Raw genomic sequence first — 26,359 nt, 5'->3', positions numbered from 1 at the left:
CGGGGCGGTCCGGGTGGCGGCAGCGGCGGAGCCTCCGGCGGGGATATTTGCGCCAGTCTGAAAGGCGGGGGCCGGGGGCCGGGACAGACGGGTGAGCCAGTCAGTCCGTGGTCGGGCGCACATCGGCGGCGGGGCGGATTTCGGCGGGGCTGCGGCCGTGGCGGCAGCAGGCGACCACTTCGGGATGGTCCATGCAGCAATCGTTCAGGAGGAAGGCGATAGTCTGGCCGATGCCGTTCGGGTCGACCGCGTAAAACACGTTGCGGCCCTCCTTGCGGGCGTGGATCAGGCCGGCCTGTTCCAGCGCCGAGAGGTGGAACGACAGCCGCGAGGCCGACAGCCCCATGGCGCGGCCGATCTCGCCCGCCGCCAGCCCCGCCGTGCCCCTGGGCATCAACAGCCGCACGAGGTCGAGCCTTGCGTCATTGGCAAGGGCCTGCAGGGCAGTCAGGGCAGCGGCGCGATCCATGCTTCAAATGTTCATGAACGGTTGAACTATCCTTCTGTAACCGGTATGTGGGGCCTTAGCAACCGACTTCGTGAGTCTTCGCCCATGCGCCGCAACACCGCCACTTCTGCCGACATGCACGCCCCGACTGCCTCGGGCTGGGCCACCATCGCCCGCGTGCTGCCCTATCTCTGGCCCGAGGGGCAGCTTTGGGTGAAGCAGCGGGTGGTGGCGGCCCTGCTCCTGTTGCTGGCGGCGAAGCTGGTGTCGGTCACCACGCCCTATTTCTACAAGCTGGCGGTCGACATGCTGAGTGCCGAGGCGGCGCAGGATCCGGTCTGGATCATGACGCTGGGCGCGGTGGGGCTGGTGGTGGCCTATGGGTTGGCGCGGATTGGTGCGGTGGCCTTTGGCGAGGCGCGCGATGCAATCTTTGCCCGTGTCGGCCAGCGCGCAATCCGGCAACTGGCGCTGGAGACCTTCCGCCACATCCACGCGCTGTCGCTGCGCTTTCACATCACCCGCAAGACCGGCGGGTTGTCCCGCATCATCGAGCGGGGCGTGAAGGGTGTCGACTTCCTGCTGCGCTTCATGCTGTTCTCGGTCGGGCCGCTGGTGCTGGAACTGACCATGGTGTCGATCCTGTTCGCGCTGCTTTTCGGCTGGCAATACATGGTGGTCGTGGTCGTCACCATTGCGATCTATGTCACCTTCACCTTCAAGGTCACCGAGATGCGGGTGCGCATCCGGCGCGAGATGAACGATCAGGACACCGACGCCAACCAGAAGGCGATCGACAGCCTGCTGAATTTCGAAACCGTCAAGTATTTCAATGCCGAGGGTCGCGAGGCGGCGCGCTATGACGTGGCCATGCAGCGCTATGAGGTGGCCGCGGTCAGGACCGGGCAGAGCCTGTCCTTCCTCAATGCCGGGCAGTCGTTCATCATCACCTCGGGCCTTGTGATCGTGATGGTCATGGCGGCGCGCGGCGTGCAGGCGGGGGTCTTGACGGTGGGCGATTTCGTCATGGTCAACGCCTATATGATCCAGATCACCATGCCCTTGAACTTCCTTGGCACCGTCTACCGCGAGATCCGGCAGGCGCTGGTCGACATGGGGCAGATGTTCGGCCTTCTGGGCCAGCCCGCCGAGGTGGTGGACCGGCCGGGCGCGAAGCCGCTGGCAGTCAAGGGCGGCGAGATCGTGTTTGACGATGTGCGCTTTGCCTATGATGCGGCGCGGCCCATTCTGAAGGGCATCAGCCTGCGCGTCGGGCCGGGGCAGAAGGTGGCGCTGGTCGGCCCCTCCGGCTCGGGCAAGTCGACCATCGGGCGGCTTCTGTTCCGCTTCTACGATGTCACCGGCGGGGCGGTCCGCATCGATGGGCAGGACCTGCGCGAGGTGCAGCAGACCAGCCTGCATGCCGCGATTGGCGTGGTGCCGCAGGACACGGTGCTCTTCAACGACACGGTCTATTACAACATCGCCTATGGCCGCGACGGCGCCACCGAGGCCGAGGTGCAGGCCGCCGCCCGTGCCGCGCGGATCCATGATTTCATCCTGTCGCTGCCCGAAGGCTATCAGACCACGGTGGGCGAGCGCGGGCTGAAGCTGTCGGGCGGCGAAAAGCAGCGGGTGGGCATTGCCCGCACGCTTTTGAAGAACCCGCCGATCCTGATCTTGGACGAGGCGACCTCGGCCTTGGACACTCAGACCGAGCGGTCTATTCAGGAAAGCTTGGCCGAGATGGGGCAGGGGCGCAGCGTCATCACCATCGCGCACCGCTTGTCGACCATCGCCGACGCCGATTGCATCGTGGTGTTGGAAGAGGGCCGCGTCACCGAACAGGGCACGCATGACGAGCTTCTGGCGCTGGATGGCAAATACGCCGCGATGTGGGCGCGGCAATCGGCCGATGAGGAGGATATCTCGGCCAGCCCGCCGCCGGCGTTTGCCGGGGCGCTGCCGGATCCCGAAGTGACCGATCTGCCGAAGGCCGGCAACTGGCGCTATGCCCACAAGAGCTGAGCCCGGAGCGCGGCCCCGGCTCCGGGGCCTTGACCCTTGACCCGCCCCCGGCTTTTCGCCAAACGCAGCGCATGGTTCCGCAGGACAAACTCGCCCAGATCACCCAGCGTTTCGAGTTTCTCGAGGCGCGACTGAATGCCGGGGCGGCGCCGGCGGAAATCGCACAGGTGGCGCGGGAATATTCCGATCTGAAGCCGGTGGCCGAAGAGATCGCCGCCTACATGCGCGCGCTGGCCGATCTGGCCGAGGCCGAGGCGATGCTGGCCGATCCTGACATGAAGGCGCTCGCCGAGGAGGAGATCCCCGGCCTCAAGGCCCGCATTCCCGAGATGGAACAGCGGCTGCGGCTGGCGCTCTTGCCGAAGGATGCCGCCGATGCCCGCCCCGCCATCGTGGAAATCCGCCCCGGCACTGGCGGCGACGAGGCGGCGCTGTTCGCCGGCGATCTGGTGCGGATGTATCAGCGCCACGCCGAACGCATGGGCTGGCGCTGGGAAGTGCTGGAGTATCAGGCCTCCGACCTTGGCGGGATCAAGGAATTCACCGCGCTGGTCTCGGGCGAGGGGGTCTATGCCCGGCTGAAATACGAATCCGGCGTGCATCGGGTGCAGCGCGTGCCGGAAACCGAAGCGCAGGGCCGGGTGCATACCTCGGCCGCCACGGTGGCGGTGCTGCCCGAGGCCGAGGAGGTCGATATCGACATCCCGGCCTCCGATATCCGCATCGACACCATGCGCTCGTCAGGCGCGGGCGGCCAGCATGTGAACACCACGGATTCGGCGGTGCGGATCACGCACCTGCCCTCGGGCATCGTGGTGACCAGTTCGGAAAAGTCGCAGCACCGCAACCGCGAGATCGCCATGCAGGTCTTGCGCGCCCGGCTTTACGAGGCCGAGCGCGAGCGGCTGCACTCGGCGCGCGCCGCCGACCGCAAGGCGCAGGTGGGCTCGGGCGACCGCTCGGAACGCATCCGCACCTATAACTTCCCGCAAGGCCGGATGACCGACCACCGCATCAACCTGACGCTCTATTCGCTGGGCCAGATCATGCAGGGCGATCTGGGCGAAGTGATCGACGCGCTGATTGCCCATGATCAGGCTGAGAAACTGGCGGAAATGGAAGGATGACCACGGGCAACGAGGCCCTGCGCGCCGCCATTGCCCGCCTGCGCGCGGGCGGGATCGACGATGCGGCGCTCGATGCGCGCATCCTTCTCGCCCATGCCCTCCCAATCGCGCCGGACCGGCTGACGCTGCATCTGCCGGACGAGATGACCGCGCCGCAGGCGAGGGCCTTCGAGGAGGCTCTGGTGGCCCGGCTTGCGCGCCAGCCCGTCGCCCAGATCATCGGCCAGCGCCAGTTCTGGGGCCTGACCTTCCGGGTGACGCAGGACACGCTCGACCCTCGCCCCGACACCGAGGCGCTGGTGGCCGAGGCGGTCAAGGCCCCGTTTCTGAGCCTGCTCGACCTGGGCACTGGCACCGGCTGCATCCTGCTGGCCTGCCTCAAGTCGATGCCAATGGCGCGCGGCCTTGGCGTCGACATCTCGCCCGCCGCGCTTGCCGTGGCCGAAGACAACGCCGCCCGGCTCGGGCTGCAGACCCGCGCCAGTTTCCGCGCCTCCGACTGGTTTTCCGCGGTGCCGGGGCGCTATGACCTGATCGTGTCGAACCCGCCCTATATCGCGGCCGAGGAAATGGCCGGCCTTGCCCCCGAGGTCCGCGACTGGGAGCCGCATCTGGCGCTGACCCCCGGCGGCGACGGGCTGGAGCCTTACCGCATCCTTGCCCGCGGCGCCCCGGCGCGGCTGATGGCGGGCGGTCGGCTGCTGGTGGAGATCGGCTGGACGCAGGGGCCGGCGGTGGCGGCGCTGTTCGCCGCGCAAGGGTTGCAGGATATCCGCATCCTGCCCGACATGGAGGGGCGCGACCGGGTGGTCGCCGCGGTGAAGCCCGGCGACGGGGACGCCTGCGGCTGCGCCTGATTGCGCCCAATTCTCATGTTTTCCGCAGAATCCGCTTGCCAGCCCCGGCCCATGTGGTAATGCGGTTCCAGCACGAGGTCAGGCCCCGCAGGCCTCCCGTTGCTGAATGCCAGCCACCCCGCCAATTCTTTCGCGCCCTGATCGGCGCATGGCGCTGGGTCACCGCCTCATAGGTCAAGATGCGCTCTTCCAAGTCCCGCTCGCGTTCCAAGCAGAACCGCCCGCGTACCCTCGGCAACATCATCAACCGGGTCTTCGACAGCTCCGGCCCCGAGGGCAAGGTCCGCGGCACGCCGCAGCAGATCATCGAGAAGTACCAGCTTCTGGCCCGCGATGCGCAGCTGTCGAACGACCGCGTGGCGGCCGAGAACTTCCTCCAGCACGCCGAGCATTACACCCGGCTTCTGGCCGAGGCGCAGCGCGAAATGGCGGCTGAGCAGGAAGCCCGCCAGCAGTTCCAGCAGCAGAATGGCAATGGCGGGCGCGATCGCAATGATCGCGGCGACCGCAGCGACTATCGCGCCGAACAGGCAGCCGATCTGCAGCCTTCGGCCGAGGGGTTCGACGTGATGGGCGGCGATGACGAGGGCCACCTTGTCGACCTGCCCGAGGCGCCGCGGCAACCCTCGAACCCGCGCCGGGACGACGGCCGCCGGGATGACCGCAACCGTGACCGCAACCAGCGCCGCGACGATCGCCCGCGTGAAGATCGTGCCCGCGATGATCGCCCGCGCGAGGAGCGTCCCCGCGAGGAGCGCCCGCGTGAGGACCGGCCGCGTGAGGACCGCCGCGACGACCGTCCGCGGGACGAACAACGCCGCGAAGATCGTCCGCGGGAGGAGCGTCCGCGCGAACCCCGCCGCGAACCCCGTCCTGCGCCGGAAGCCCCGGCCGACCTGCCGTCCTTCATCACCGGCGCGGCGGCAGCGCCCGCGCCTGTGGTCGAAACGCCCGTCGCAGCCCCGGTCGCGCCCGTTGCCGAAACCCCGGCAGCCGACGCCCCGGTTGTCGCCGTGGCCCCGGTCAAGCCGCCCCGCGCTCCGCGGGCGAAAAAGCCCGCCGCGCCCAAGCCGGATGACGCACCCGAAGCCGCCGAATGAGAAAAGGCCCGCCTGGCGGGCCTTTTTCATGTCGCGACTTCGCGGGCCAGCGCGCAGAAGCCTTCCAGCGAAATCTCCTCGGCCCGCGCCGTGGGCGGGATGCCGGCGGCCAAGAGCCGGTCCTCGATATCCGGCCCCCAGGATTTCAGGCTTGAGCGCAGCATCTTGCGCCGCTGGTTGAAGGCCATGGCGGTCAGCCGTTGCAGGATCGCCTCGTTCGCCGGATAGCGCGGTGCCTCCAGCCGGGTCAGATGCACCACGGCGGAATGTACCTTGGGGGCAGGGGTGAAGGCCTCGGGCGGCAGATGCATGACGATCTTCGCCTCGCAGCGCCACTGCGCCAAAAGCGCCAGCCGCCCGTAATGGTCGCCCCGCGGCTTGGCCACGATGCGTTCGGCCACCTCTTTTTGAAACATCAGCGTCAGCGATTGCCAGACCGGCGGCCAGATCTTCGGCGTCAGCCAGCGTATGAGCAGCTCGGTGCCGACATTGTAGGGCAGGTTGGCCACCACCTTGATCGGCGGGGTCAGATGCGCCAGCGGGTCGATCTCCATCGCATCGCCGTTCACCACCTCCAGCCGCCCCGGATAGCGGGCGGCAATTTCGGCCAGCGCCGGCAGGCAGCGCGGATCCTTCTCCACCGCCAGCACCCGCCGCGCGCCCTCGACCAGCAGCCCGCGCGTCAGACCGCCGGGACCGGGGCCGACCTCCAGCACGTCGCAGGCCGACAAATCGCCCGCCATCCGCGCGATCTTGGCGGTCAGGTTCAGATCCAGCAGGAAGTTCTGCCCAAGCTGTTTTCTGGCCACCAGATCATGCGCCGCAATCACCTCGCGCAAGGGGGGAAGCCCGTCAATCGTCGCCATCTGCCCACTGGCCTTTCATACTGGCTCAAATATCCCGGGGTGCGGGGCTGGAGCCCCGCGTCCCGCGCCTACCGCCCGCGCGCCGCCGCCATGTCGCGCGCCATCTTCAACGCCGCAATCAGGCTGTCGGGCCTTGCCACGCCTTTGCCGGCAATGTCCAGCGCCGTGCCGTGGTCGGGCGAGGTGCGGATGAAGGGCAGGCCCAGCGTCACGTTCACCCCGCCGTCGAAATCCAGCGTCTTGATCGGGATCAGCGCCTGATCGTGATACATGCAGATCGCCGCGTCATAGCCGGCGCGGGCGCGGGGGTGGAACATGGTATCGGCCGACAGCGGGCCAAGGATCGTCAGGCCCTCGGCGCGGAGGCGCTCCAGCACCGGCGAGATGATCGCGATTTCCTCGCGCCCCATGGCGCCGCCCTCGCCGGCATGCGGGTTCAGGCCCGCCACGGCCAGGCGCGGCGCGGTCAGGCCGAAATCGCGGATCAGCCCGGCATGGGTGATGCGCAGCGTCTCCTCCAGCAGCGCCGGCGTCAGCGCCGCCGGCACCTCGGCCAGCGCGATGTGGATCGTCACCGGCACCACCCGCAACAGCGGGCTGGCCAGCATCATCACCACGTTCTCCACCCCGGCGAGATGGGCGAGAAATTCGGTATGGCCGGGAAAGGCAAAACCGGCGCCATCCTTCAGCGCCTTCTTGTGCAAGGGCGCGGTGCAGACCGCGCTGGCCGCGCCCGACTGCGCCAGCCGAACCGCGCGCTCGATGACCTCGATCACGCCGCGGGCGTTTTCCGGCACCAGTTGCCCCGGCGGGTTCGGGGTGGCAAAGCGATGCGGCAGGACGGGCAGCAGATCCGGCGCGACCTGCAGGGCCTGATCGGGCCGGTCGATCAGCGCGATGGCGCTGCCCGGCGGCAAGTGCCGCGGATCGCCGATCCAGAACAGCGGCAGCTCGGGCAGGGCGGTCCGGGCCGCCACTGCAAGCTCGGGCCCGACGCCGCCCGGTTCGCCACAGGTCAGCGCGATGGGGGCGGTCATGCGGGCTTACTCTTCGGTGATGATCGCTTCGGAGCGCAGCTCTTCCAGATAGATGTCGGCCAGAGACGACAGCCGCTGGTTCAGGAGCTGCTCGCGGATGATGTCGCGGTTCGGCACCAGATCGGGCGCCGGGCCGCGCGAACACAGCATCAAGAGCACCCGCCAGCCGTCGCGGCTGATCCGGGTCGAGCTTTCCCCGGCATCCAGCGTCGCCAGCACGGCGCCGACATCGCCGCCCACCGCCGACTGCGGCTGGCTTTCCCGGATCACCCGGTCGGCCGGCTGGCCCTTGGCCACGGTGTAAAGGTCGTCGCAGGTGTCGATCCGGGCGCGGGCGGCGGCCAGCTCGGCCTCGGCATTGGCGCCCTCGGGCACCAGATACTGCGCGTAATCCAGCCAAGCCTCGGGCGTGCCGCTGATCGGGTCCTCACCGCGCTCGGAGAGCCAGTAGAGCACGACCTTGTCCTCCAGCGCGACCGGGCGCGACATGGCGCCGGGCGCCTGCCGTTCGAGCGCCGCGCGGGCCGCTTCCGGCAGGTCCGACAGCCGGGTCCAGCCGGTGGCCCCGCCGCCATAGTCGCGGGCGGCGGCGGCAAAATCGGCCTCGGTCTTGATCTGGGCCTGCAGCTTGCGCGCCAGCGCCATGGCGCCGGACTGGTCGGTTCCGGCTGCCGGCAGGACAATTTCCAGAAGGTTCAGCTTCACTGCGCCGGTGGGCTGGAAATTGGCGATGGCGCGGTTGATTTCGGCCTCGGTGATGCTCACCTTGCCGGCGAATTTCGCCCGCACCACTTCGCGCCACAGCACGCCCGCCTCGACGAAGTCGCGGAAGCTCTCGGCATCCAGACCCATTTCGCCGGTCAGCTTGATGAACTCCTCGGCCGACAGGTTGGCGCGGCTGGCGAATTCGGTCATGCCGGCCATGACCTGATCGGGCGAGATGGCCAGCCCGGCCTCTTTGGCGGCGGCCATGCGCAGGCGGTCCTCGATCAGCGAGCTGCGCGCCATGTCGTCCAGATCGCCCGGCTGGCGCAGGATCTCCATGAAGCGGCGGCGCTGCTCCATCTCGTATTGCGTGATGACGCGGCCATTGACGGTGATGACCGGGTCAAAGGGGTTGGCATGGGCCGGTTGGCCCGCGCCGGTCAGGACCACTGCCAGCACTACCGCCGCCGCAAGCCGCGCCGCTTTCGCCCCAAACCCGGCCCCGTGGCCCGTTCCGATCCGACCGCTTTTCGTCATCCGTTCCATCGCCTGCATTCTGTACGTCCTGCGCGCCCTTCAGCCCCGGCATTGCCGGGATGGCCCCGGCGCCGCCCCGCCAAAGCCCAGAAGCTCCAGCGAGACCGAGAAATCCGTGGTCGGCTTCACACTAGTCGAGGATGTGAAGCGACGCGAGAGAGAAAGATCGACCGACAGGCATTCGTTGCGGAAGCTCAGCCCCAGCCCGGCGTTCGAGGCGCGGTCGGCCTTCAGGTCATAGCGGTTCATCAGCCGCGCCTGCCAGCCGGCCTGACCGATGGCAAAGCGGCCATCAAGGACGATCTCGTTGGTGTCGATGAGGCGGCCCTCGGCCGGGTCGGCCTTGTGGAACAGCAGGCCCGCCTCCAGTCCGAAGCGGGGGCGGTCATAGCTGAGCAGCGTTTCGGCCTTGGTCAGGGCAAAAGCATCATCCAGCAGGAAACGGTTGGTGAGGCCCAGCCCCGCGGCGGTGCCGATCTGGAAGGCGGCAAGCCAGTCCGAACTGCGCCCGGCAAGGCCCGAGCCGGTGGTGAATTGCCCCGGATCATCAGCGCGCAGCACGCGCCCGAAGGTCAGCCCAAGGCTCCAGCCATCAGGGTCCTGCCGCAGGTAGTTCACCCCGATATTGGCCCGCGCGCCGCGCTCCACCGCATCCGAGCCCGGAAAGCGGTTCAGCGCGAACAGGTTGCCCTGATCGAATTCGACCAGCACCGAATCCTCGTTCGGCAGCGCCTCAGTGCCGCTCGGCGCCCAGACCAGCTGCACTACGGGTTCCAGCACATGGTTGACGCCGGCCTTGCCCGCCTTGACCAGCGGCCAGCGCAGTTCGGCGGCCAGCGCGCCATGGGTACGGCTGTAGGTGCCGCCATAGGTCGCGTCCTCGCCGATGTGGTAAAGGTCGGTCGTCACCTCCCCCAGAACGCCAAACACAAGGCCATTGCCGGCAATCCAGTCGCGGCGCCAGTCGGCGCGGATGCGCCCGCGCAACACGTCGCGGCCATCGGCGATAAGGTCGGCATCGTCGGCCGTGTCGAACGGGTCATCCGAAGAGCGCGTGTGGCTGTGGGTCTGGAAGGTCAGCCCGCCCTGACCGCCCAGCGGGCCAAGGCTGAAGCGGCGCTTCAGCGTCATGTCGCCGAAAAGCGAGGCGAGACTGTCCGACGGCTCGTCCTCGCGCAGACTCTGGATCGACAGGAACCGGCCCGAGATATGTTCGTTCGCCCGCGTGCGGGTGATCTCCAGCCGGCTGGTCAGACGGTCCTTGTCCGATCGGCCATAGTCCAGCAGATAGGCGCGGTCCGAGACGGTCTCGCCGTGGAAGGTCAGCTCGAACCCCTTGGGCAGCTCGAACCGGCCATCGGCCGACAGAAGCCCCCGCGTCTGCCCCGGTTTCAGCGCATCACGCGACCCGACCGCCGTCAGCTCGATCTCGCCGGTGCGGAAGGCCTGCCGGTAGCGCAGTTCCAGCGTCCGCGCGCCCTTGGTGGCCAGGAAGGGCGTCACCGTCAGGTCGCGGCTGTCGCCGAGCGTGACGAAATAGGGCAGGCTCAGCCCGGTGCCAAGCGTGGTGGAGGACTGCAGCGACGGCATCAGAAAGCCGTTCGCCCGTTTCAGGCTCGGGTCGGGGATGCGCAGGCGCGGCAGGAACAAGACCGGCACGCCGCCGAACCGCAAGGAGGCGCGGTCAAAGTAGATCTGCCGCTCCTGCTGGTCATGCACCACCCGCTGCGCGCGGATTTCCCACAGCGGCGTCGGATCGCCCGCGCAGATCTTGCAGGACGAGGCGACGACGCGGCTCATGTCGGTATAGCGCCCGTCGATCCGGCGCACCTCGGCGGCGGCCATCTGCATCTGCTGGCTCATCACCACCCGGGCCGAGCGCAGGATGCCCTCGGTCAGGTCGGCCTTCAACTCGGCCTGCGAGGCCAGAATCACCGTGTCGCCGCCATCGGTCAGGGTGATCGGCCCGTCGATGGTCAGCGTGTCGGCGGCGCGGTCATAGACCAGCCGATGCGCGGTCAGCCTGCGGCCCTGATAATAGATCTCGACCGCGCCATCGGCCACCAGCCGGCTTTCGCTTTCGATGCGCAGCGTATTGGCGATCAGCGTCGCGGGGTCTTCGGCCCGCGCCGGAAGGCTGGTCCACAGCGCGGTGGCAAGAAGGCAGAGTGAGACGAGAAGGCGGCGCATGTCAGCCATCCTCCAGATGCAGAAGCAGGCTGAGCGACAGCAGCGCTGCCGCGACGGGCGGAGTCCATGCGGCGACAAGGACGGGAATTTGTCCATTCTCGCCAAGAACTTGCGCGAAGTTTCGCAGAAAGAAGATGAAGAACCCCGCCATCAGGGCATAAAGCACCATCTGGCCGGTCTTGCCAAAGCGGGCGTGCCGCATGGTGAAGCCTGCCGCGACCAGCACCATGGCGGCCAGCAACAATGGCAGCGCCAGTTCCATCTGGTGTTCCAGCCGGAAACCTCGCGCCGAAAACCCCGCGCGCTCCAGCGATTGCGCCTGCGCCGGCAGATCCCAGAACGCCACCGCCCCCTGTTCGCCCAGCCCCTCGATCAGTTGCGCGGGCGTCAGGTCGGTCGGCAGGCGCAGCGGGGCGGTGGCGAGGCTGGCGGAGGTCTCCGGGTTGTCGGCGTCGAAGGTCCAGACCTTGGCGCCCTCAAGCGCCCATTCGCCGGCCTGCAACCGCGCCCGCCCGGCCTCGATCCGACCCGTCACGCTGCCTTCGGGCGAGAAGAGGTGAAAGGTCACGCCGGACAGCTCGGTGCCTTCCGGGCTCATCTGCCCGGCGTGGATCACGGTCTGGCCCGTGGCATCGCCCTGCCGCAACCACAGCCCCTCGGCCGACAAGGACAGCACCGATCCGCCGGCCCCCCCGGTGAGGGCCGAACTGCGGCGCTCGTATTCCTTCGAGGTGGCGGCCACCAGCGGGTTGAACACCGCCACTGCGAGCAGTCCGATGCCCAGCGCCGTCGCCACCGGCGCCAGCAGGAAGCGCAGCCCGGCCCGGCCCGAGGCCCGCACCACCACCAGTTCGGACGACCGTGCAAGGCCCAGAAACAGCGTGATCGCCGACAGGATCATCAGCAAGGGCAGGATGCGGTACAGGTTCTGCGGCACGTTCAGCAGCGCCAGAAGCAAGGCCTGCGACAGGCCGATCCCGATGTCGGAAAACCGCCGGATCTGCTCGATCAGGTCAATCAGCAACAGCACCCCCAGAAAGATGCCGAACACCCGCAGGAAGCTGCCCAGAAACCGCCGCGCGATATAGAGATCCAGCGTCATGCCAGCCCGCCTTGCCCGGCTGCCACCCGGCGCGGGCGCTGCGACCACCACAACAGCGCCACCCCGAGGGCCGTGCCGAAAACCGGCGCGGCATAGGCCCAGATCCAGCCCCGGTCAGAGCGCAGCCCCAACCCGGTGGCGACCGAGGCCACCGCCTGCACCAGCACCAGAAGCCCCACCGCCAGCCCGACCTGCCGCCAAAGCCCGAAGCGGCTGAAATTGCCCATCAGCAGCGCGGCAAAGCCGATCAGCGCGGCGGCGACGGCCAGGAACGGCTGGGCAAAGCGGTTGTGCGCATCATAAAGGAACGCCGCCCGCGTCGCGCCGGTTTCGGCCAGAAGGGCGGTGTCGGCCGCCAGCAGCTCTGCCGTCGACAGCGCGTCGATGGTGCGCGTGCCGGGCGCGGCCTCGGGCAGAAGCCCGCCCAGATCATAGGTGAAATCGGCAAAGCGGGTCAGCGACAGCCGGCGGTCCGGCCCGGTCACCTGCTGCGCCATGCCATTGAACATCAAGAGCTTCGGCCCCGAGTCGGTGCGGGCAAACAGCGCCTTTTCCGCCGTATAGGTGGTGACGGCGGCGGCGTCGCGGGCGTCAGTCAGGAACAGGCCCAGCAGCTCGCCCGAGGGCGCCAGCTCGCGGATATAAAGCGTCAGCCCCGCGCCGGGATGGGTGATGGCGCCATCGGTCAGGAAACGCGCGGTGACGTTCTGGCGGATCTCGGCATAGCGCGCGCTCAGCGCCTCGCGGCTCAGCGGCACCAGCACATGCGCCAGCACCAGCGCCGCCAGCGTCACGATCAGCCCGAACCACAGCACCGGCCGCGCCAGCCGGAACGAGGAAAAGCCGGTCGCCTGCATCACCACCAGCTCGCTTTCCTGCATCAGCCGGTTGGCGACATAGACCGCGGCGGCAAAGGCCGCGACGGGCAGCACGACACGGATGACGTTGGGCAGGGTCAGCAGCGAGAACTCAAGGAAAACCACCGCCGTCTGCCCGTCACCGATCAGCTGGTCAAACAGCCCGACCGCCCGGTTGACCCAATAGACCGCCACCAGCACCAGCGCGAAAAAGCCGAAGACGGCCAGAAGCTGGGCAAGCAGATATCGGTCGAATCTTGGCAAGGGACGCTATTCCTAGGGGCGGGCGCGCGGCCAAGCTATCAACATTCGCCGGCATGGAAAACTGCTATCTGGCATTCGCCCGCCCCCTTCGCTAGCTTTCAGCGAAATGCCGCGCGCGCTGAAAGGATGCCTGATGAACCAGCCGGTCGCCCTGACTTTCACCGAAACCAACCTCGAGACGCTGGGCCAGACCGCGGGCCTTCTCGCGCTGGTCGCCGATGGCGCGGCACCGGCGACCCCGGCCGCCCGCAAGCTTGACCGGGTGACGCGCGGCATGCTTGCGCGCGCGCTGGCCAGCGCCGACTGGACCAAGCTCAAACCCGGCGAGGCGCTGAGCCTGGCCTTCCCGCCGGGCCTTGCTGCCGAGGCGCTGATGCTGGTGAAGCTGCCGCGCAAGGCCGATGCGGCGCAGGCGCGCAAGGCCGGGGCGGCGGTGGGCCGCGCGCTCGGTCCGGCGGGCGCGCTCGTCGTGACTGAAACCCACCCGCAAGCCGCCGAAATCTCCTTCGGCCTCGCGCTGCGGGCCTATGAGTTCACCGCCCACAAATCGGGCGAGCAGAAACCCCGCGGCCCGGTGGCGCTGGCCTGCGCCCGGCCCGAAGCGGTGGCCGCCGACGCGGCGCCGCTGGCGGCGCTGACCGAAGGCATCTTCTTCACCCGCGATCTGGTGAACGAGCCCGCCAACATCCTGACCACCGACGATTTCGCCGGCCGTCTGGCGGCAATGCAGGAGCTTGGGCTGGAGGTGGAAATCCTCGAGGAAGCAGAGCTGAAAAAGCTGGGCATGCAGGCCCTGCTGGGGGTGGGCCAAGGTTCGGAAAGCCCCTCCAAGGTGGTGGTGATGCAATGGAACGGCGGCAAGGCGGGCGAGGCCCCCTTCGCGCTGGTCGGCAAGGGGGTGTGCTTCGACACCGGCGGGATTTCCATCAAGCCCGCCGCCGGCATGGAAGACATGACGATGGACATGGGCGGCGCCGCCGTGGTCGCCGGCGTGATGCGGACGCTGGCGCTGCGCGGGGCGCGCGCCAATGTCGTCGGGCTGGTCGGGCTGGTGGAAAACATGCCCGACGGCCGCGCCCAGCGTCCCGGCGACGTGGTGCGCTCGATGAAGGGCGACACGATCGAGGTCATCAACACCGACGCCGAGGGCCGGCTCGTGCTGGCCGATGTGCTGTGGTACGCGCAGGAGCGCTTCAAACCCTCGGGCATGATCGACCTCGCCACGCTGACCGGCGCGATCATCGTGGCGCTTGGCCATGAAAACACCGGGGTATTTTCGAACGACGACGGGCTGTGCAACGCCTTCCTCGCCGCCGCGAGCGCCGAAGGCGAAGGCGCCTGGCGGATGCCGATGGGCGAGGGCTATGACGCCAAGCTGAAATCGCGCATCGCCGATATCGTCAACTCCTGCGGCCGCGATGGCGGCGCGATCACCGCGGCGCATTTCCTGCGCCGCTTCGTGAAAGATGACATGCCCTGGATCCACCTCGACATCGCCGGCACCGCGCTTTTGAAGACCGACACCACGCTGGCGCCCAAAGGGGCCACCGGCTGGGGCGTCCTGGCGCTGAACCGGCTGATCCGCGACCGCTTCGAAGCCAAGGCCTGACCATGGCCTTTCATACTGGCCCAAATATCCATGACCCGGCCTGCCGCGGCGGCGCGGCATCCTGATGGGCACGGCGATGTTCTACCACCTGACGCGCTCGGGCCCCGAGGAGGTGCTGGCGCTGATCCTGCCGCGCGCGCTGGCCGCGGGCTGGCGGGTGATGCTGCGCAGCCCCGATGCGACGCGCCGCGACCGGCTGGATGCGAAGCTCTGGCTGGAACCGGAGGACGGCTTCCTGCCGCACGGGGTCGAAGGCGGGCCGTTCGATGCCGAGCAGCCGGTGCTGATCGGGCAGGGCGCGGCGGCCAATGCGGCGCAGGGGGTGGTGCTGCTGGATGGGGCCGACCCCTTGCCGGGCGAGGAGGGCTGCGAGCGGCTCTGGGTGCTGTTTGATGGCGGCGACGAGACGGCGGTGCAGGCGGCGCGCGGGCTTTGGACCAAGGTGACCGGTCTTGGCATGGCGGCGCAATACTGGTCCGAAGAAACCGGGCGCTGGGAGATGAAGACCGAGAAGAAGCCGGCGGGGTAAGCAAAAAGCGGCGGGTCTCCCCGCCGCTTTCGATTTCTGCGTCAGAAATCGGTTCGGAATTTGTACAAATTCCGGTTCCGGTCTCAGCCGACCAGTTCGAGGCCCGAGAAGAAGAAGGCGATCTCGCGGGCGGCCGATTCCGGGCTGTCCGAACCGTGGACCGAGTTCTCGCCCTTCGACAGCGCAAACTCCTTGCGGATGGTGCCGGCATCGGCGGCGGCCGGATCGGTCGCGCCCATCACTTCACGGTTCTTGGCAATCGCGCCTTCGCCTTCCAGAACCTGCACCACGACCGGCTCGGAGGCCATGAACGCGCAGAGTTCGCCATAGAACGGACGGGCGGCATGTTCGGCATAGAAGGCGCCGGCCTGCTTGTCCGAAAGGTGAATGCGCTTCGAGGCGACGACGCGCAGGCCCGCGTCTTCGAACTTGGCGACGATCTTGCCGGTCAGGTTGCGCTTGGTGGCGTCGGGTTTGATGATCGACAGGGTGCGTTCGGTGGCCATGGGGCTCTCCAGTTGTAGGGGCCGGAAGTGGCCCGATGTGATGGCCGGGCGCTTAGCACGGGCAGATGACAAAGAAAAGAAGGGGGCGCTGCCCCCTTCGCGCCCTTGGCGCTCATCCCCCGGGATATTTGGGCCACATTGAAGGCACAGGTTGACCTTGGCGCGGCAGTGCGGCAAGCCCTGCCCATGCTGAAGATCGAAGACATCACTTATTCCGTCGAAGGCCGGCCCCTGTTCGAAGGGGCTTCGGCCACCATTCCCACCGGCCACAAGGTCGGCCTTGTCGGGCGCAATGGCGCAGGCAAGACTACGCTGTTCCGGCTGATCCGGGGCGAGCTGGCGCTGGAATCGGGCGCGATCTCGATCCCGTCGCGGGCGCGGATCGGCGGGGTGGCGCAGGAGGTGCCATCCTCGTCGACTTCGCTACTGGACACCGTGCTGGCGGCCGATACCGAACGCGCCGCACTTCTGGCGGAATCCGAGACTGCCCACGACCCGCACCGCATCGCCGAAATTCAGGCGCGGCTGGCCGACATCGACGCCTGGAGCGCCGAGGGCCGGGCCAGCGCCATTCTGAAGGGGTTGGGCTTTGATGCCGAGGCGCAACTGCGTCCCTGTTCGGATTTCTCGGGTGGCTGGCGCATGCGGGTGGCCTTGGCCGGGGTGCTGTTTGCCCAGCCCGATTACCTGCTTCTGGACGAGCCGACCAACTATCTGGATCTTGAAGGCGCGCTCTGGCTGGAAAGCTATCTGGCGAAATATCCCCATACGGTGCTGATCATCAGCCACGACCGCGGCCTCTTGAACCGCGCTGTGCAGGGCATCCTGCATCTCGACAACCGCAAGCTGACCTATTGGCAGGGCGGCTATGACCAGTTCGCCCGCCAGATGGCCGAGCGCCGGGCGGTGTTGCAGGCGGAAGCCAAGAAACAGGAGGCCCGCCGGGCGCATCTGCAAAGCTTCGTCGACCGCTTCAAGGCCAAGGCCTCGAAGGCGGTGCAGGCGCAGAGCCGCGTCAAGATGCTGGAAAAGATGACGCCGATCACCGCGCCCGAGGATGCCAAGAAGGTGGTCTTCACCTTCCCCGCCCCCGAGGAGCTGTCGCCGCCGATCATCAACATCGAAGGCGGCGCGGTGGGTTATGGCGGCCCGCCGATCCTGCGGAAACTGTCGCTGCGCATCGATCAGGACGACCGCATCGCGCTGCTGGGCCGCAATGGCGAGGGCAAATCGACGCTGTCGAAGCTCTTGGCGGGCAAGCTTGAGGCCTGCGAGGGCCGGATGGTGAAATCGTCCAAGCTGCGGATCGGCTATTTCGCTCAGCATCAGGTGGACGAGCTGCACATCGACGAAACCCCCTTGCAGCATGTCATGCGCCTGCGCCCGGCCGAGGGGCAGCCACGCTTGCGGGCGCGGCTGGCCAGCTTTGGCCTGATGGCCGATCAGGCCGAAACCGTCGTCGGGCGGCTCTCGGGCGGGCAGAAGGCGCGTCTCAGCCTCCTGCTGGCCACCATCGACGCGCCGCATCTTCTGATCCTTGACGAACCGACCAACCACCTCGACATCGAATCCCGCGAGGCGCTGGTCGAGGCGCTGACCGAATATTCCGGCGCGGTGATCCTTGTTTCCCACGACATGCACCTGCTGTCGCTGGTGGCCGACCGGCTCTGGCTGGTGAAGGGGGGCGCGGTGACGCCCTATACCGAGGATCTGGAGGCCTATCGGCGGCAGCTTCTGGCCGGCGACGAGGTGGAGAAACCCGCCGCGAAACCCGTTGAAAAGCCGAAGAAGGCCAGCCGGGACGAGATGCTGGCGCTGAAGGCCGAGGTGCGCAAATGCGACGAACGGCTCGGCAAGCTGAACGAGATGCGCGACAAGCTGGCGACCAAGCTGGCCGATCCGGCGCTCTATGAGGAGGCCCGCAAGGGCGAGCTGGAAACCTGGAACCGCAAATATGCCGAGGTCATGGAGGGTCTGGACCGCGCCGAGGCGATGTGGATGACGGCGCAGGAAAAGCTGGAGGCGGCGGGATAGGCCCCGGCGCCGCAGCGGAAAAGGCCCCGCTAATGGCCCCGGGCAAATTTTCACCGTTTCTGTGCGCTGATGCGCAGATGTGACGGTTGAGCCAAAGGCATTGTGCGATCATATAGGCCCCAGCACAACACGCAAAGGGCCGATCCCATGACCAACGCTACGCTGACCACCCTGAAGAATCGCCGCACGCATTACGCCCTTGGCAAGGCGCTGCCCCAGTCCGAAGCCGCCGTCGAGGCGCTGATCAAGGAGGCCGTGCGCCTGTCGCCGTCCTCGTTCAACTCGCAATCCTCGCGCGCCGTGATCCTGTTCGGCGCCGCCTCGGAGCGGTTCTGGGGCATCGTCACCGAAGCGCTGCGCGCCATCGTTCCGGCCGAAGCCTTCGCCCCGACCGAAGCCAAGATGCAGGCCTTCGCGGCCGGCGCCGGCACGGTGCTGTTCTATGAGGATCAGGCCACCATCAAGACCCTGCAGGAAAAGTTCGCGCTGTACGCCGATGCCTTCCCGGGCTTTTCGGAGCATTCCTCGGGCATGGCGCAGATCTCGGTCTGGAACGCGCTGGCCGATGCCGGCATCGGCGCCAGCCTGCAGCATTACAACCCGGTGATCGACGAGGCCGTCGCCCGCGCCTTCGACGTGCCGGCGGAGTGGAAACTGCGCGCCCAGATGCCGTTCGGCGCGATTGCCTCGACGGCGGGCGAAAAGGCCTTCATCGCCGACGAGGGCCGCTTCCTGACCTATGGCAACGCCATCGCCGCCGAATAAGGGCGCGTGCAGCTTGCGGGAAAGGCCGTCCTTCGGGGCGGCCTTTTGCCTTGCATGGGCGCGGCAGGGCGCCTGGCCTGTGCAGCAGCAGCCCAAGGCCAAGGTTGCGCGCCGGCGCAAGGGCGTCTAGCCTTGAGGCATGACCAGCGCCTTCCTCATCACTGCCTTTGCCACCATGTTCGTGGTGATCGACCCGCCGGGGCTGGTGCCGCTGTTCATCGCGCTGACGCAGGGGATGGACACCTCGCGCCGCCGCGCCATGGCGGGCCGGGCCTGCCTGATCGCGGCCAGTCTGCTGATGCTGTTCGGCGTCGCGGGCGAGGCGATCCTGACCTTCATCGGCATATCCATGCCCGCCTTCCGCATCGCGGGCGGCATCCTTCTGTTCCTGACCGCGCTGGACATGCTGTTCGAACGCCGCACTCAACGGCGCGAGGGCCAGCATGCCGACCCCGACCATGACCCTTCGGTCTTTCCGCTGGCAACACCGCTGATTGCCGGGCCGGGCGCGATTGCCACCATGATCCTGCTGATCGGTCAGGGCGGCGGCGACTGGGCGGCGACGGGGGTGGTGATCGGGCTGATGGGGGTGATGATGGCGGTGACCTATGCCTTCCTGCTGGCCTCGCCGCCGCTGGAGCGCATGCTTGGCCGCACCGGCACCATTGTCATCACCCGGCTGCTGGGCATGTTGCTGGCGGCGCTTTCGGTGCAATTCGTCATCGACGGCGTGCGCGGCACGGGGCTGATCGGATGAATGGCGACGATTTCGGGCGGCTGCTGTACCTTGGGCTGCTGCTGGCCGCCGTGGCGGGCTGGGGCATTGCCGAATATCGCGGGCGTCTGGGGCAGGGGCTGCGCAGCTTTCTGGCCTGGGGGATGATCCTCGTCGGGCTGATGGCGGGCTATGGCCTGTGGCAGGACATCCGCCATGACGTGACCGCCACCCAGCGCGAGACGGCGGAGACGGTGGAGATCCCGCGCTCGGACGATGGGCATTACTACATCACCCTGACCATTTCGGGCCGGTCGCTGACCTTCATGGCCGATACCGGGGCGACAGGGGTGGTCCTGTCGCAAGCCGACGCCGCCCGGCTGGGGATTGACCTGCAAAGCCTTGTCTACGCCGGGCAGTCGCAAACCGCCAACGGGCTGGTGCGCACCGCGCGGGTGCGGCTGGCCGATGTCACGCTCGGCCCGTTTCACGATGACAGCATCGGCGCCTCGGTCAACGAGGGCGAGATGGACGGCTCGCTTCTGGGGATGGACTATCTTGGCCGCTACGCCATCGAAATCGCGGGCGACCGCATGATCCTGCGGCGTTAAGGGCGTTTCGGCACGACGCCGATCGCCGCCAGCGCTGCATCCAGCGCATGATCGGCCCCGCCCGAGGCCGCAACCGAGGCGCGGGCCTGCGCCTTCAACCGGTCGAACTTTACCCGCAGCGCCTTTTTCTCTTCGCCCTGGCAATCGTTCCAGGGCCGGCCCTGCAAGCCCATCACCAGCACATAATAGCCGATGAAATGCGGCTGGGTGCCGGCCTCCATCAGCCGCAGATAGGCGGCATCGGCGCCCATCTCGCGGATTTCTTCGGCCGAATGGATGCCCGCGCGGGCAAAGGCCGCTTCCGAGGCCGGGCCAAGGTTGAGGATCGAGGAAACCGGGTCAGCCATCGCCAAAGCAAAAGGGCCAGCGTTCCGGCTGGCCCCCTGATCTCAGATCGACGCCCAGTCGCGGAAGATCGGCTGGCCGCCCTGTTGCTGGCTGCCCTGCTGCTGGCCTGGCGCCCCGCCCGACTGACCCTGTTGGGGGGCCGGCGTAGTGCTGCCGCCTTGCTGGGCGGTGGGGGAATTCGACATCTGACTGCTCCGCTCAAACTTGTGCTGATCGTCCCGGCTTTCTGCCGATGACCATCCTGATCCGCGATCCGGGCTGCATCGCGCCGGAAACACGTTCGGATTGCGACCATTTAACGCGACTTTTCGCCATCTTCAACGGGGCGGCGCCCCGCGAGGCCGCATCAGCCGATCAAGCCCGCGTGACTGTGGAGATCAGGCAACTTCCCGGGCCGGAAAGCCGATGGCATCCAGCGCTTTCACCGCCTCGGAGGCCGGTCCTGCCACGGTCACCTGCCGCTTGGTCAGGTCCACCTCGACCGGGGCCATGCCGGGCAGGGGGGCAAGGGCGGCCTCGACCGAGGCCTTGCAATGGCCGCAGGACATGTCGGGAACGGAAAGCAGGGTCATGGGATACTCCTTTTGCGGCAATATGGGGTGGCAGGCGGGGGCTTCGCAAGGGGGCGAGGGCCGGGACAGATTGGCGCGGGGGTCTTGCCTTGACACGCCCGCGAGGACCATATGGGGGCATGACCCAGACAATCCGATTTCAGCTTGACGGCATGACCTGCGCCTCTTGCGTGGCGCGGGCCGAGCGGGTGCTTGCCGCGCAGGACGGCGTGACAAGCGCCCATGTCAATCTTGGCACCGAAAGCGCCGACGTGCGCTTCGACGCCCCCGCGACGCCCGAGGCCATGGCGAGCGCACTGGCCAGGGCCGGCTATCCGGCGCGGCAACGCCAGGTCGTGCTGGCAGTCGAGGGCATGACCTGCGCCGCCTGTACCGGCCGGGTGGAGCGCGTGCTGCGCGCCCAGCCCGGCGTGGCCGAGGCCAGCGCCAATCTGGCGACGCGGGCGGCGACCGTGACGCTCTGGGGCGAGACCGATGCCGGCACGCTGGCCGCCGCCGTGGCCCGGGCCGGCTATCAGGCCGCGCCGATGGCCGAAAGCTCCGACCACGACCCACGGGCCGAGGAGACCCGGCTCTGGCGTGACGCCACGATTGCCGCGGGGCTGACGCTGCCGGTATTCGTCGCGGAAATGGGCGGGCATCTGGTGCCGGCCTTCCACCACTGGCTGCACGGGCTGGTGGCGATGCAAAGCCTCTGGCTGGCCGAATTCCTGCTGGTGACGCTGGTCCTGCTCTGGCCCGGCGCGCGGTTCTTCCGCAAGGGCCTCCCGGCGCTGGTGAAGGCTTCGCCCGACATGAACAGCCTTGTCGCCTTGGGCGCCGGCGCGGCCTGGGCCTTTTCGACGCTGGTGACCTTTGCCCCGGCGCTGATCCCGCCCGCCTCGCGCGCGGTGTATTTCGAGGCCGCCGCAGTGATCGTGACGCTCATCCTCTGCGGCCGCGGCCTTGAGGCGCGGGCGCGGGGGCGGGCGGGTGCGGCAATTGCCCGGCTGGTGGCCTTGCAGCCCAAGACCGCGCTGCGGCTGTCGCCCGATCCGGTCGAGGTGCCGATCGCCGCACTTCTGGCCGGCGACCGGGTGCAGGTTCGCCCCGGCGAGCGGGTGCCGGTCGACGGGGTGGTGGTCGAGGGCGCCTCGGCGGTGGACGAATCCATGCTGACGGGCGAGCCGCTGCCGGTGGCCAAGGCGCCCGGCGACGGGCTGACCGGCGGCACGGTGAACGGCACGGGCGGGCTGGTCATGGAGGTGCGCGCGGTGGGGGCGGCGACAGTCCTGTCGCGCATCATCGCCATGGTGGCCGAAGCGCAGGGCGGCAAGCTGCCGGTGCAGGCGCTGGTCGACCGCATCACGCTGTGGTTCGTGCCGGTGGTGATGGCGCTGGCGGCTCTCGCCTTCGCCGTCTGGCTGGCCGTCGGTCCCGGTCTGGCCGAGGCGCTGGTGGCGGGGGTTGCGGTGCTCATCATTGCCTGCCCCTGCGCCATGGGTCTGGCGACCCCGGTGTCGATCCTTGTCGGCACTGGTCGCGCGGCGGAAATGGGGGTGCTGTTCCGCAAGGGCGAGGCGCTGCAACGGCTGGAAACGGTGCGCCGCATCGCCTTTGACAAGACTGGCACGCTGACCATGGGCAAGCCGGTGGTGCAGGCGGTGCATGTGCTGCCGGGGCTGGACGCCGACCGGCTGCTGGCGCTGGCCGCGGCGGTGGAGCGCGGCTCGGAACATCCCCTGGCCGGGGCGGTGCTGGCCGAGGCCACCCGTCGCGGGCTGGCCCTGCCCGAGACGACGGGCTTTCAGGCCCACCCCGGCCGCGGCGCCGCGGCGCTGGTGGCGGGCGAGCCGGTTCTGGTCGGCTCACACCGGCTGTTCGGGCCGCTGGAAGACGGGCTTGCCGAGACGTGCAGGCTGGCGCAGGCGCAGGGTCAGGGCGTGTTGCTCGTGGGCCGCGGCGACCGGGCCGAGGCGGCGATCCTCGTCGCCGACCCGATCAAGCCAAGCGCCGCCGCTGCCATCGCCCGACTGCAGGCCATGGGGCTGGAACCGGTGATGATCACCGGCGACGCCCGGGCCACCGCCGAGGCCGTCGCCCGGGATATCGGCATTGCCACCATACATGCCGAGATCATGCCTGCGCAAAAGGCCGAGGTGATCGGCAGCCTTGGCGCCGGAACGGTCTTTGTCGGCGACGGGCTGAACGATGCGCCGGCGCTGGCGCTGGCCGATGTCGGCATCGCCATGGGCACCGGCACCGATGTGGCGATCGAGGCCGGCGATGTGGTCTTGATGCGCGGCGATCCGATGGGCGTGGCGCAGGCCATCGGCCTGTCGCGGGCGGTGATGCGCAACATCCGGCAGAACCTGTTCTGGGCCTTTGGCTACAACACCGTGCTGATCCCGGTGGCGGCGGGGCTTCTGGTGCCCTTTGGCGGGCCGCAGCTGTCACCGATGCTGGGCGCGGCAGCCATGGCGCTGTCGTCGCTCTTTGTGCTGGGCAATGCGCTGCGGCTGAAACGCTGGCGCGGCTGAGACGGCCCCCTCGTCGCGCGACGAGGAGGGGCGGGGTCAGGCCACCTTCAGCAGCGTTTGCAACCCGGTGTTCTCGGACACCAGCTCGGCCAGCGTCGCGCGGTCAAGCCGGGCATAGAACGCATCCAGCGCCTCTTGCAGCACGCATTTCAGCCGGCAGCAGGCGGCCAGCGGACAGGTCGCCTGCCGCTCTTCGGTGCATTCGGTAAAGGGCAGCACCGCCTCGAAGGCCCGGAACACCTCGCCGACGCCGATCCTTTCCGGTGCTCTCGCCAGCATCAGCCCGCCCGAGCGGCCGCGCTGGGTCTTGATGAAGCCCTTGCGCGCCAGAAGATGGATCACCTGCGCCAGATGGTTTTCCGAGGCGCCGCAGGCCTCGGCCACCTCGTGTTTGCGCACGATCTGCCCGGGGTTGACGGCGCAGAACATCAGCGTCCGCATTGCCAGATTGGTTCGTGTCGTCAGTCGCATGCCACATTTCCCCGGGAAATCCGCTTTTGCGCACCATAGCCGGGCCGGCGGCCGCTGTATTTGATGCAGATCATAAACCGATTTTCCCGGCCCCCTTTTCGTTTCGCTTGCATTGTGCATGAAGGACAGGCATAGCGATAAGGAATGGTAGCGCTAACATGACTCTCTTTGCCCCGGATTTCCCCGTGATGCACCTGACCAAAGACACTCTTCGCGCCGATGTCCTGCGTCATCTGACCTACACGCTGGGCAAGGACGCACCGCATGCCAGCGCCTATGACTGGCGCATGGCGCTGTCTTACGCGGTGCGCGACCGGATCATGGGGCCGTGGTTCCAGTCCACCCGCCGCACCTGGGCCGAGGGGCGCAAGCGGGTCTATTACCTGTCGATGGAATTCCTGATCGGGCGGCTGTTGCAGGACGCGGTGGTCAACCTTGGCCTTGACGATCTGGCGCGCGAGGTGATGGCGGGCTTCGGGCAGGACTTCATGGGTCTGGTCGAGGGCGAGCCGGATGCAGCACTTGGCAATGGCGGGCTGGGCCGGCTGGCCGCCTGTTTCATGGAAAGCATGGCGACGGTCGGCTGCCCGGCTTATGGCTATGGCATCCGCTATGAGCATGGCCTCTTTCGCCAGCGCTTCGAGGGTGGCCAGCAGGTTGAAAGCCCGGAAGACTGGCTGACCCAGACCAACCCCTGGGAATTCCCGCGCCCCGAAAGCGCCTATACCATCGGCTTCAAGGGCCAGATCGAGGGCGAGCGCTGGGTGCCGGGGGAAACCGTGGTGGCCAGCGCGCATGACACGCCGGTGATCGGCTGGCAGGGCGGCTGGGCCAACACGCTGCGGCTTTGGGCGGCGAAGCCGACGACGCTCTTTGATCTGGACCGCTTCAACCGCGGCGATCACACGGCGGCGGCGGAACCCGAGGCGCTGGCCCGCACGCTCTCGCGCGTGCTTTACCCCGATGACACCACCTATCAGGGCAAGGAATTGCGGCTGAAGCAGGAGTATTTCCTGACCTCTGCCGCCTTGCAGGACATCCTGCGCCGGCATCTGGCGGCGGGTCTCTCGGTGGCCGATCTGCCCGCCCATGTCGCCATCCAGATGAACGACACCCACCCGGCGATTGCCGGGCCGGAACTGATCCGGCTCTTGGTGGACGAACACGCCATGGCGTTCGACACCGCGCTGGAGACCGCGCGGGCCTGTCTGGGCTACACCAACCACACGCTCTTGCCCGAGGCGCTGGAGAAATGGCCGACCTACATGTTCGGCACCGTGCTGCCGCGCCACATGCAGATCGTTGAAAGGATCGACAGCTGGCATCGCCGCACCTTCCACCCGCCGCATTACGTCGGCATCGTCAAGCACCACGAGGTGCGGATGGGCGAGCTCGCGTTCATCATGTCGCACAAGGTCAACGGCGTCTCGGCGCTGCATTCCGAACTGGTCAAGACCTCGCTCTTTCCCGAACTGCACCGCACCCATCCCGGCCAGATCGTCAACCAGACCAACGGCGTGACGCCGCGGCGCTGGCTGGCCATGGCGAACCGGCCGCTGTCGGGGGTCATCACGCAGGCCATCGGGCCGGGCTGGGAAGCCGATCTCGACCGGCTGAAGGGGCTAGAAAACCATATCGAGGACAAGGGCTTCCGCGATGCCTTTCAGGCCGCCAAGCGGCAGAACAAGCAGGCGCTGGCAGGCTGGATCGCCGCGAGCCAAGGCGTGCAGATCTCGCCCGATGCGCTGTTTGATGTGCAGGTCAAGCGCATCCACGAATACAAGCGCCAGCTTCTGAACATCCTGCAAACCATCGCGCATTGGCACCGGCTGCGGGAAACCCCGCATGCGTCGGCGGTGCCGCGCGTCAAGATCTTTGGCGGCAAGTCAGCGCCGGGCTATGCGGCGGCAAAGGAAATTATCCACCTTATCAACGATGTGGCGGCGGTCGTGAATGCGGACGCTCAGGTTGGGGATCGGCTGAAGGTGGTCTATCCGGCGAATTACAACGTCTCGATGGCCGAGCGGCTGATCCCGGCGGCCGATCTGTCGGAGCAGATCTCGACTGCCGGGATGGAGGCTTCCGGCACCGGCAACATGAAGTTCATGATGAACGGTGCGCCGACCATCGGCACGCTGGACGGCGCCAATGTCGAGATATTGCAGGAGGTCGGGGCGGAGAACTTCTTCCTCTTTGGCCTGACCACGGACGAGGCGATCCGCAGGCGGGAAACGCCGAACCAGTCGGCGCGCGCGATCGAAGGCTCGGAAATGTTGAAGATCGTCCTGCAACTCATTGCCGAAGGCCGGTTTTCGCCAGATCAGCCCGACCGCTACCACGGGCTGTTGCACCGGATCTGGCATCACGACCACTTCCTCGTCGCCGCCGATTTCGACGCCTATGACGCGGCGCAGGCCCGCGTGGATCAGGCCTATGCCGACCCGGAAATCTGGGTCAGGATGGCGGCACGCAACACCGCGCGTTCGGGGTTCTTTTCCTCGGACCGCACCATTCGCAGCTACATGAAAGACATCTGGAACATTCCCCCCGCTTTGTGAGGCA

24 protein-coding genes are annotated in these 26,359 nt (G+C 67.8%); 12 read left to right on the top strand and 12 right to left on the bottom strand.

From position 1 onward, the window contains the following. Positions 1-100: 100 nt before the first annotated feature. Positions 101-469, bottom strand: coding sequence for an ArsR/SmtB family transcription factor (locus G4Z14_RS02695; RefSeq protein WP_164623196.1), 369 nt, complete (start codon positions 467-469; stop codon positions 101-103). Between the two features lie 84 nt (positions 470-553). Between G4Z14_RS02695 and G4Z14_RS02690 the strand changes: the two genes are divergently transcribed. The 4 genes from G4Z14_RS02690 to G4Z14_RS02675 all read left to right on the top strand — a co-directional run bounded on the left by G4Z14_RS02690 (position 554) and on the right by G4Z14_RS02675 (position 5,560). Beyond that, positions 554-2,476: an ABCB family ABC transporter ATP-binding protein/permease gene (locus tag G4Z14_RS02690; RefSeq protein ID WP_164623195.1), complete on the top strand. Its 1,923-nt coding sequence runs from the start codon at positions 554-556 to the stop codon at positions 2,474-2,476. A 71-nt stretch (positions 2,477-2,547) separates the two neighbouring features. Then, positions 2,548-3,603: a peptide chain release factor 1 gene (gene prfA / locus G4Z14_RS02685; RefSeq protein WP_164623194.1), complete on the top strand. Its 1,056-nt coding sequence runs from the start codon at positions 2,548-2,550 to the stop codon at positions 3,601-3,603. Further along, positions 3,600-4,460, top strand: coding sequence for a peptide chain release factor N(5)-glutamine methyltransferase (gene prmC / locus G4Z14_RS02680; protein ID WP_164623193.1), 861 nt, complete (start codon positions 3,600-3,602; stop codon positions 4,458-4,460). The genes prfA and prmC overlap by 4 nt, the downstream gene beginning before the upstream one ends. A 179-nt stretch (positions 4,461-4,639) precedes the next feature. Further along, positions 4,640-5,560, top strand: coding sequence for a DUF4167 domain-containing protein (locus tag G4Z14_RS02675; protein WP_164623192.1), 921 nt, complete (start codon positions 4,640-4,642; stop codon positions 5,558-5,560). 26 nt (positions 5,561-5,586) lie between these two features. Here G4Z14_RS02675 and rsmA read toward each other — a convergent pair whose 3' ends face one another. The 6 genes from rsmA to lptF form a co-directional block, all read right to left on the bottom strand. Further along, positions 5,587-6,426: a 16S rRNA (adenine(1518)-N(6)/adenine(1519)-N(6))-dimethyltransferase RsmA gene (rsmA, locus tag G4Z14_RS02670; protein ID WP_164623191.1), complete on the bottom strand. Its 840-nt coding sequence runs from the start codon at positions 6,424-6,426 to the stop codon at positions 5,587-5,589. A gap of 68 nt (positions 6,427-6,494) precedes the next feature. After that, positions 6,495-7,463, bottom strand: a complete 969-nt coding sequence (pdxA, locus tag G4Z14_RS02665; protein WP_164623190.1) for a 4-hydroxythreonine-4-phosphate dehydrogenase PdxA — start codon at positions 7,461-7,463, stop codon at positions 6,495-6,497. Positions 7,464-7,469: 6 nt separating this feature from the next. Next, on the bottom strand, positions 7,470-8,723 hold the full coding sequence (locus G4Z14_RS02660; RefSeq protein WP_164623189.1) for a SurA N-terminal domain-containing protein: 1,254 nt from the start codon (positions 8,721-8,723) through the stop codon (positions 7,470-7,472). Positions 8,724-8,744: 21 nt separating this feature from the next. Next, positions 8,745-10,895: an LPS-assembly protein LptD gene (locus G4Z14_RS02655; protein WP_227751477.1), complete on the bottom strand. Its 2,151-nt coding sequence runs from the start codon at positions 10,893-10,895 to the stop codon at positions 8,745-8,747. A 1-nt stretch (position 10,896) separates the two neighbouring features. Beyond that, positions 10,897-11,997, bottom strand: coding sequence for an LPS export ABC transporter permease LptG (gene lptG / locus G4Z14_RS02650; RefSeq protein ID WP_164623187.1), 1,101 nt, complete (start codon positions 11,995-11,997; stop codon positions 10,897-10,899). Beyond that, the gene (lptF, locus tag G4Z14_RS02645) at positions 11,994-13,118 is read right to left on the bottom strand and encodes an LPS export ABC transporter permease LptF (protein WP_164623186.1); all 1,125 of its coding nucleotides are present in this window, start codon (positions 13,116-13,118) and stop codon (positions 11,994-11,996) included. Before lptF ends, lptG begins: the two co-directional genes overlap by 4 nt. Positions 13,119-13,251: 133 nt before the next feature. On the opposite strand from lptF, the gene G4Z14_RS02640 reads away from it, so the two are divergent. Further along, positions 13,252-14,727, top strand: a complete 1,476-nt coding sequence (locus G4Z14_RS02640) for a leucyl aminopeptidase (RefSeq protein WP_164623185.1) — start codon at positions 13,252-13,254, stop codon at positions 14,725-14,727. A gap of 64 nt (positions 14,728-14,791) precedes the next feature. Next, a complete protein-coding gene (locus G4Z14_RS02635; protein ID WP_164623184.1) occupies positions 14,792-15,256 on the top strand; it encodes a DNA polymerase III subunit chi in 465 nt (154 codons plus the stop codon). A gap of 83 nt (positions 15,257-15,339) precedes the next feature. Here the strand turns inward: G4Z14_RS02635 and ndk are convergent, their stop codons facing one another. Beyond that, positions 15,340-15,762, bottom strand: a complete 423-nt coding sequence (gene ndk / locus G4Z14_RS02630) for a nucleoside-diphosphate kinase (RefSeq protein ID WP_164623183.1) — start codon at positions 15,760-15,762, stop codon at positions 15,340-15,342. A 186-nt stretch (positions 15,763-15,948) separates the two neighbouring features. Between ndk and G4Z14_RS02625 the strand changes: the two genes are divergently transcribed. The 4 genes from G4Z14_RS02625 (at position 15,949) to G4Z14_RS02610 (ending at position 19,887) form a co-directional block, all read left to right on the top strand. Next, a complete protein-coding gene (locus tag G4Z14_RS02625; protein ID WP_164623182.1) occupies positions 15,949-17,796 on the top strand; it encodes an ABC-F family ATP-binding cassette domain-containing protein in 1,848 nt (615 codons plus the stop codon). Between the two features lie 147 nt (positions 17,797-17,943). Further along, complete coding sequence (locus G4Z14_RS02620) at positions 17,944-18,561, top strand: nitroreductase family protein (RefSeq protein ID WP_164623181.1); 618 nt, start codon at positions 17,944-17,946, stop codon at positions 18,559-18,561. A 139-nt stretch (positions 18,562-18,700) separates the two neighbouring features. Further along, positions 18,701-19,318: a MarC family protein gene (locus G4Z14_RS02615; RefSeq protein ID WP_164623180.1), complete on the top strand. Its 618-nt coding sequence runs from the start codon at positions 18,701-18,703 to the stop codon at positions 19,316-19,318. Then, positions 19,315-19,887, top strand: coding sequence for a retropepsin-like aspartic protease family protein (locus G4Z14_RS02610; protein WP_164623179.1), 573 nt, complete (start codon positions 19,315-19,317; stop codon positions 19,885-19,887). The genes G4Z14_RS02615 and G4Z14_RS02610 overlap by 4 nt, the downstream gene beginning before the upstream one ends. Here G4Z14_RS02610 and G4Z14_RS02605 read toward each other — a convergent pair. The 3 genes from G4Z14_RS02605 to G4Z14_RS02595 all read right to left on the bottom strand — a co-directional run bounded on the left by G4Z14_RS02605 (position 19,884) and on the right by G4Z14_RS02595 (position 20,807). Continuing rightward, positions 19,884-20,234, bottom strand: a complete 351-nt coding sequence (locus G4Z14_RS02605) for a TfoX/Sxy family protein (protein ID WP_164623178.1) — start codon at positions 20,232-20,234, stop codon at positions 19,884-19,886. The genes G4Z14_RS02610 and G4Z14_RS02605 overlap by 4 nt on opposite strands. Before the next feature lie 42 nt (positions 20,235-20,276). Beyond that, positions 20,277-20,420: a hypothetical protein gene (locus G4Z14_RS02600; RefSeq protein ID WP_164623177.1), complete on the bottom strand. Its 144-nt coding sequence runs from the start codon at positions 20,418-20,420 to the stop codon at positions 20,277-20,279. 192 nt (positions 20,421-20,612) lie between these two features. Then, positions 20,613-20,807 carry a heavy-metal-associated domain-containing protein gene (locus tag G4Z14_RS02595; protein WP_164623176.1) on the bottom strand — a complete coding sequence of 65 codons (195 nt, stop codon included), beginning with the start codon at positions 20,805-20,807 and terminating at the stop codon, positions 20,613-20,615. 119 nt (positions 20,808-20,926) lie between these two features. Here G4Z14_RS02595 and G4Z14_RS02590 point away from each other — a divergent pair, with 119 nt between their 5' ends. Then, positions 20,927-23,326 carry a heavy metal translocating P-type ATPase gene (locus tag G4Z14_RS02590; RefSeq protein ID WP_164623175.1) on the top strand — a complete coding sequence of 800 codons (2,400 nt, stop codon included), beginning with the start codon at positions 20,927-20,929 and terminating at the stop codon, positions 23,324-23,326. A gap of 36 nt (positions 23,327-23,362) precedes the next feature. Here the strand turns inward: G4Z14_RS02590 and G4Z14_RS02585 are convergent, their stop codons facing one another. Beyond that, entirely contained in the window at positions 23,363-23,797 is a 435-nt protein-coding gene (locus tag G4Z14_RS02585) for an RrF2 family transcriptional regulator (RefSeq protein WP_164623174.1), read from the bottom strand. Between the two features lie 188 nt (positions 23,798-23,985). Between G4Z14_RS02585 and G4Z14_RS02580 the strand changes: the two genes are divergently transcribed. After that, positions 23,986-26,355, top strand: coding sequence for a glycogen/starch/alpha-glucan phosphorylase (locus G4Z14_RS02580; RefSeq protein WP_164623173.1), 2,370 nt, complete (start codon positions 23,986-23,988; stop codon positions 26,353-26,355). Positions 26,356-26,359: the final 4 nt, after the last annotated feature.

It is taken from the genome of Tabrizicola oligotrophica (genome assembly GCF_011008935.1).
Lineage (GTDB): Bacteria > Pseudomonadota > Alphaproteobacteria > Rhodobacterales > Rhodobacteraceae > Tabrizicola_A > Tabrizicola_A oligotrophica.
Note: the sequence above shows the minus strand (reverse complement) of the source record. Positions and strands in the feature narration are given on the sequence as shown.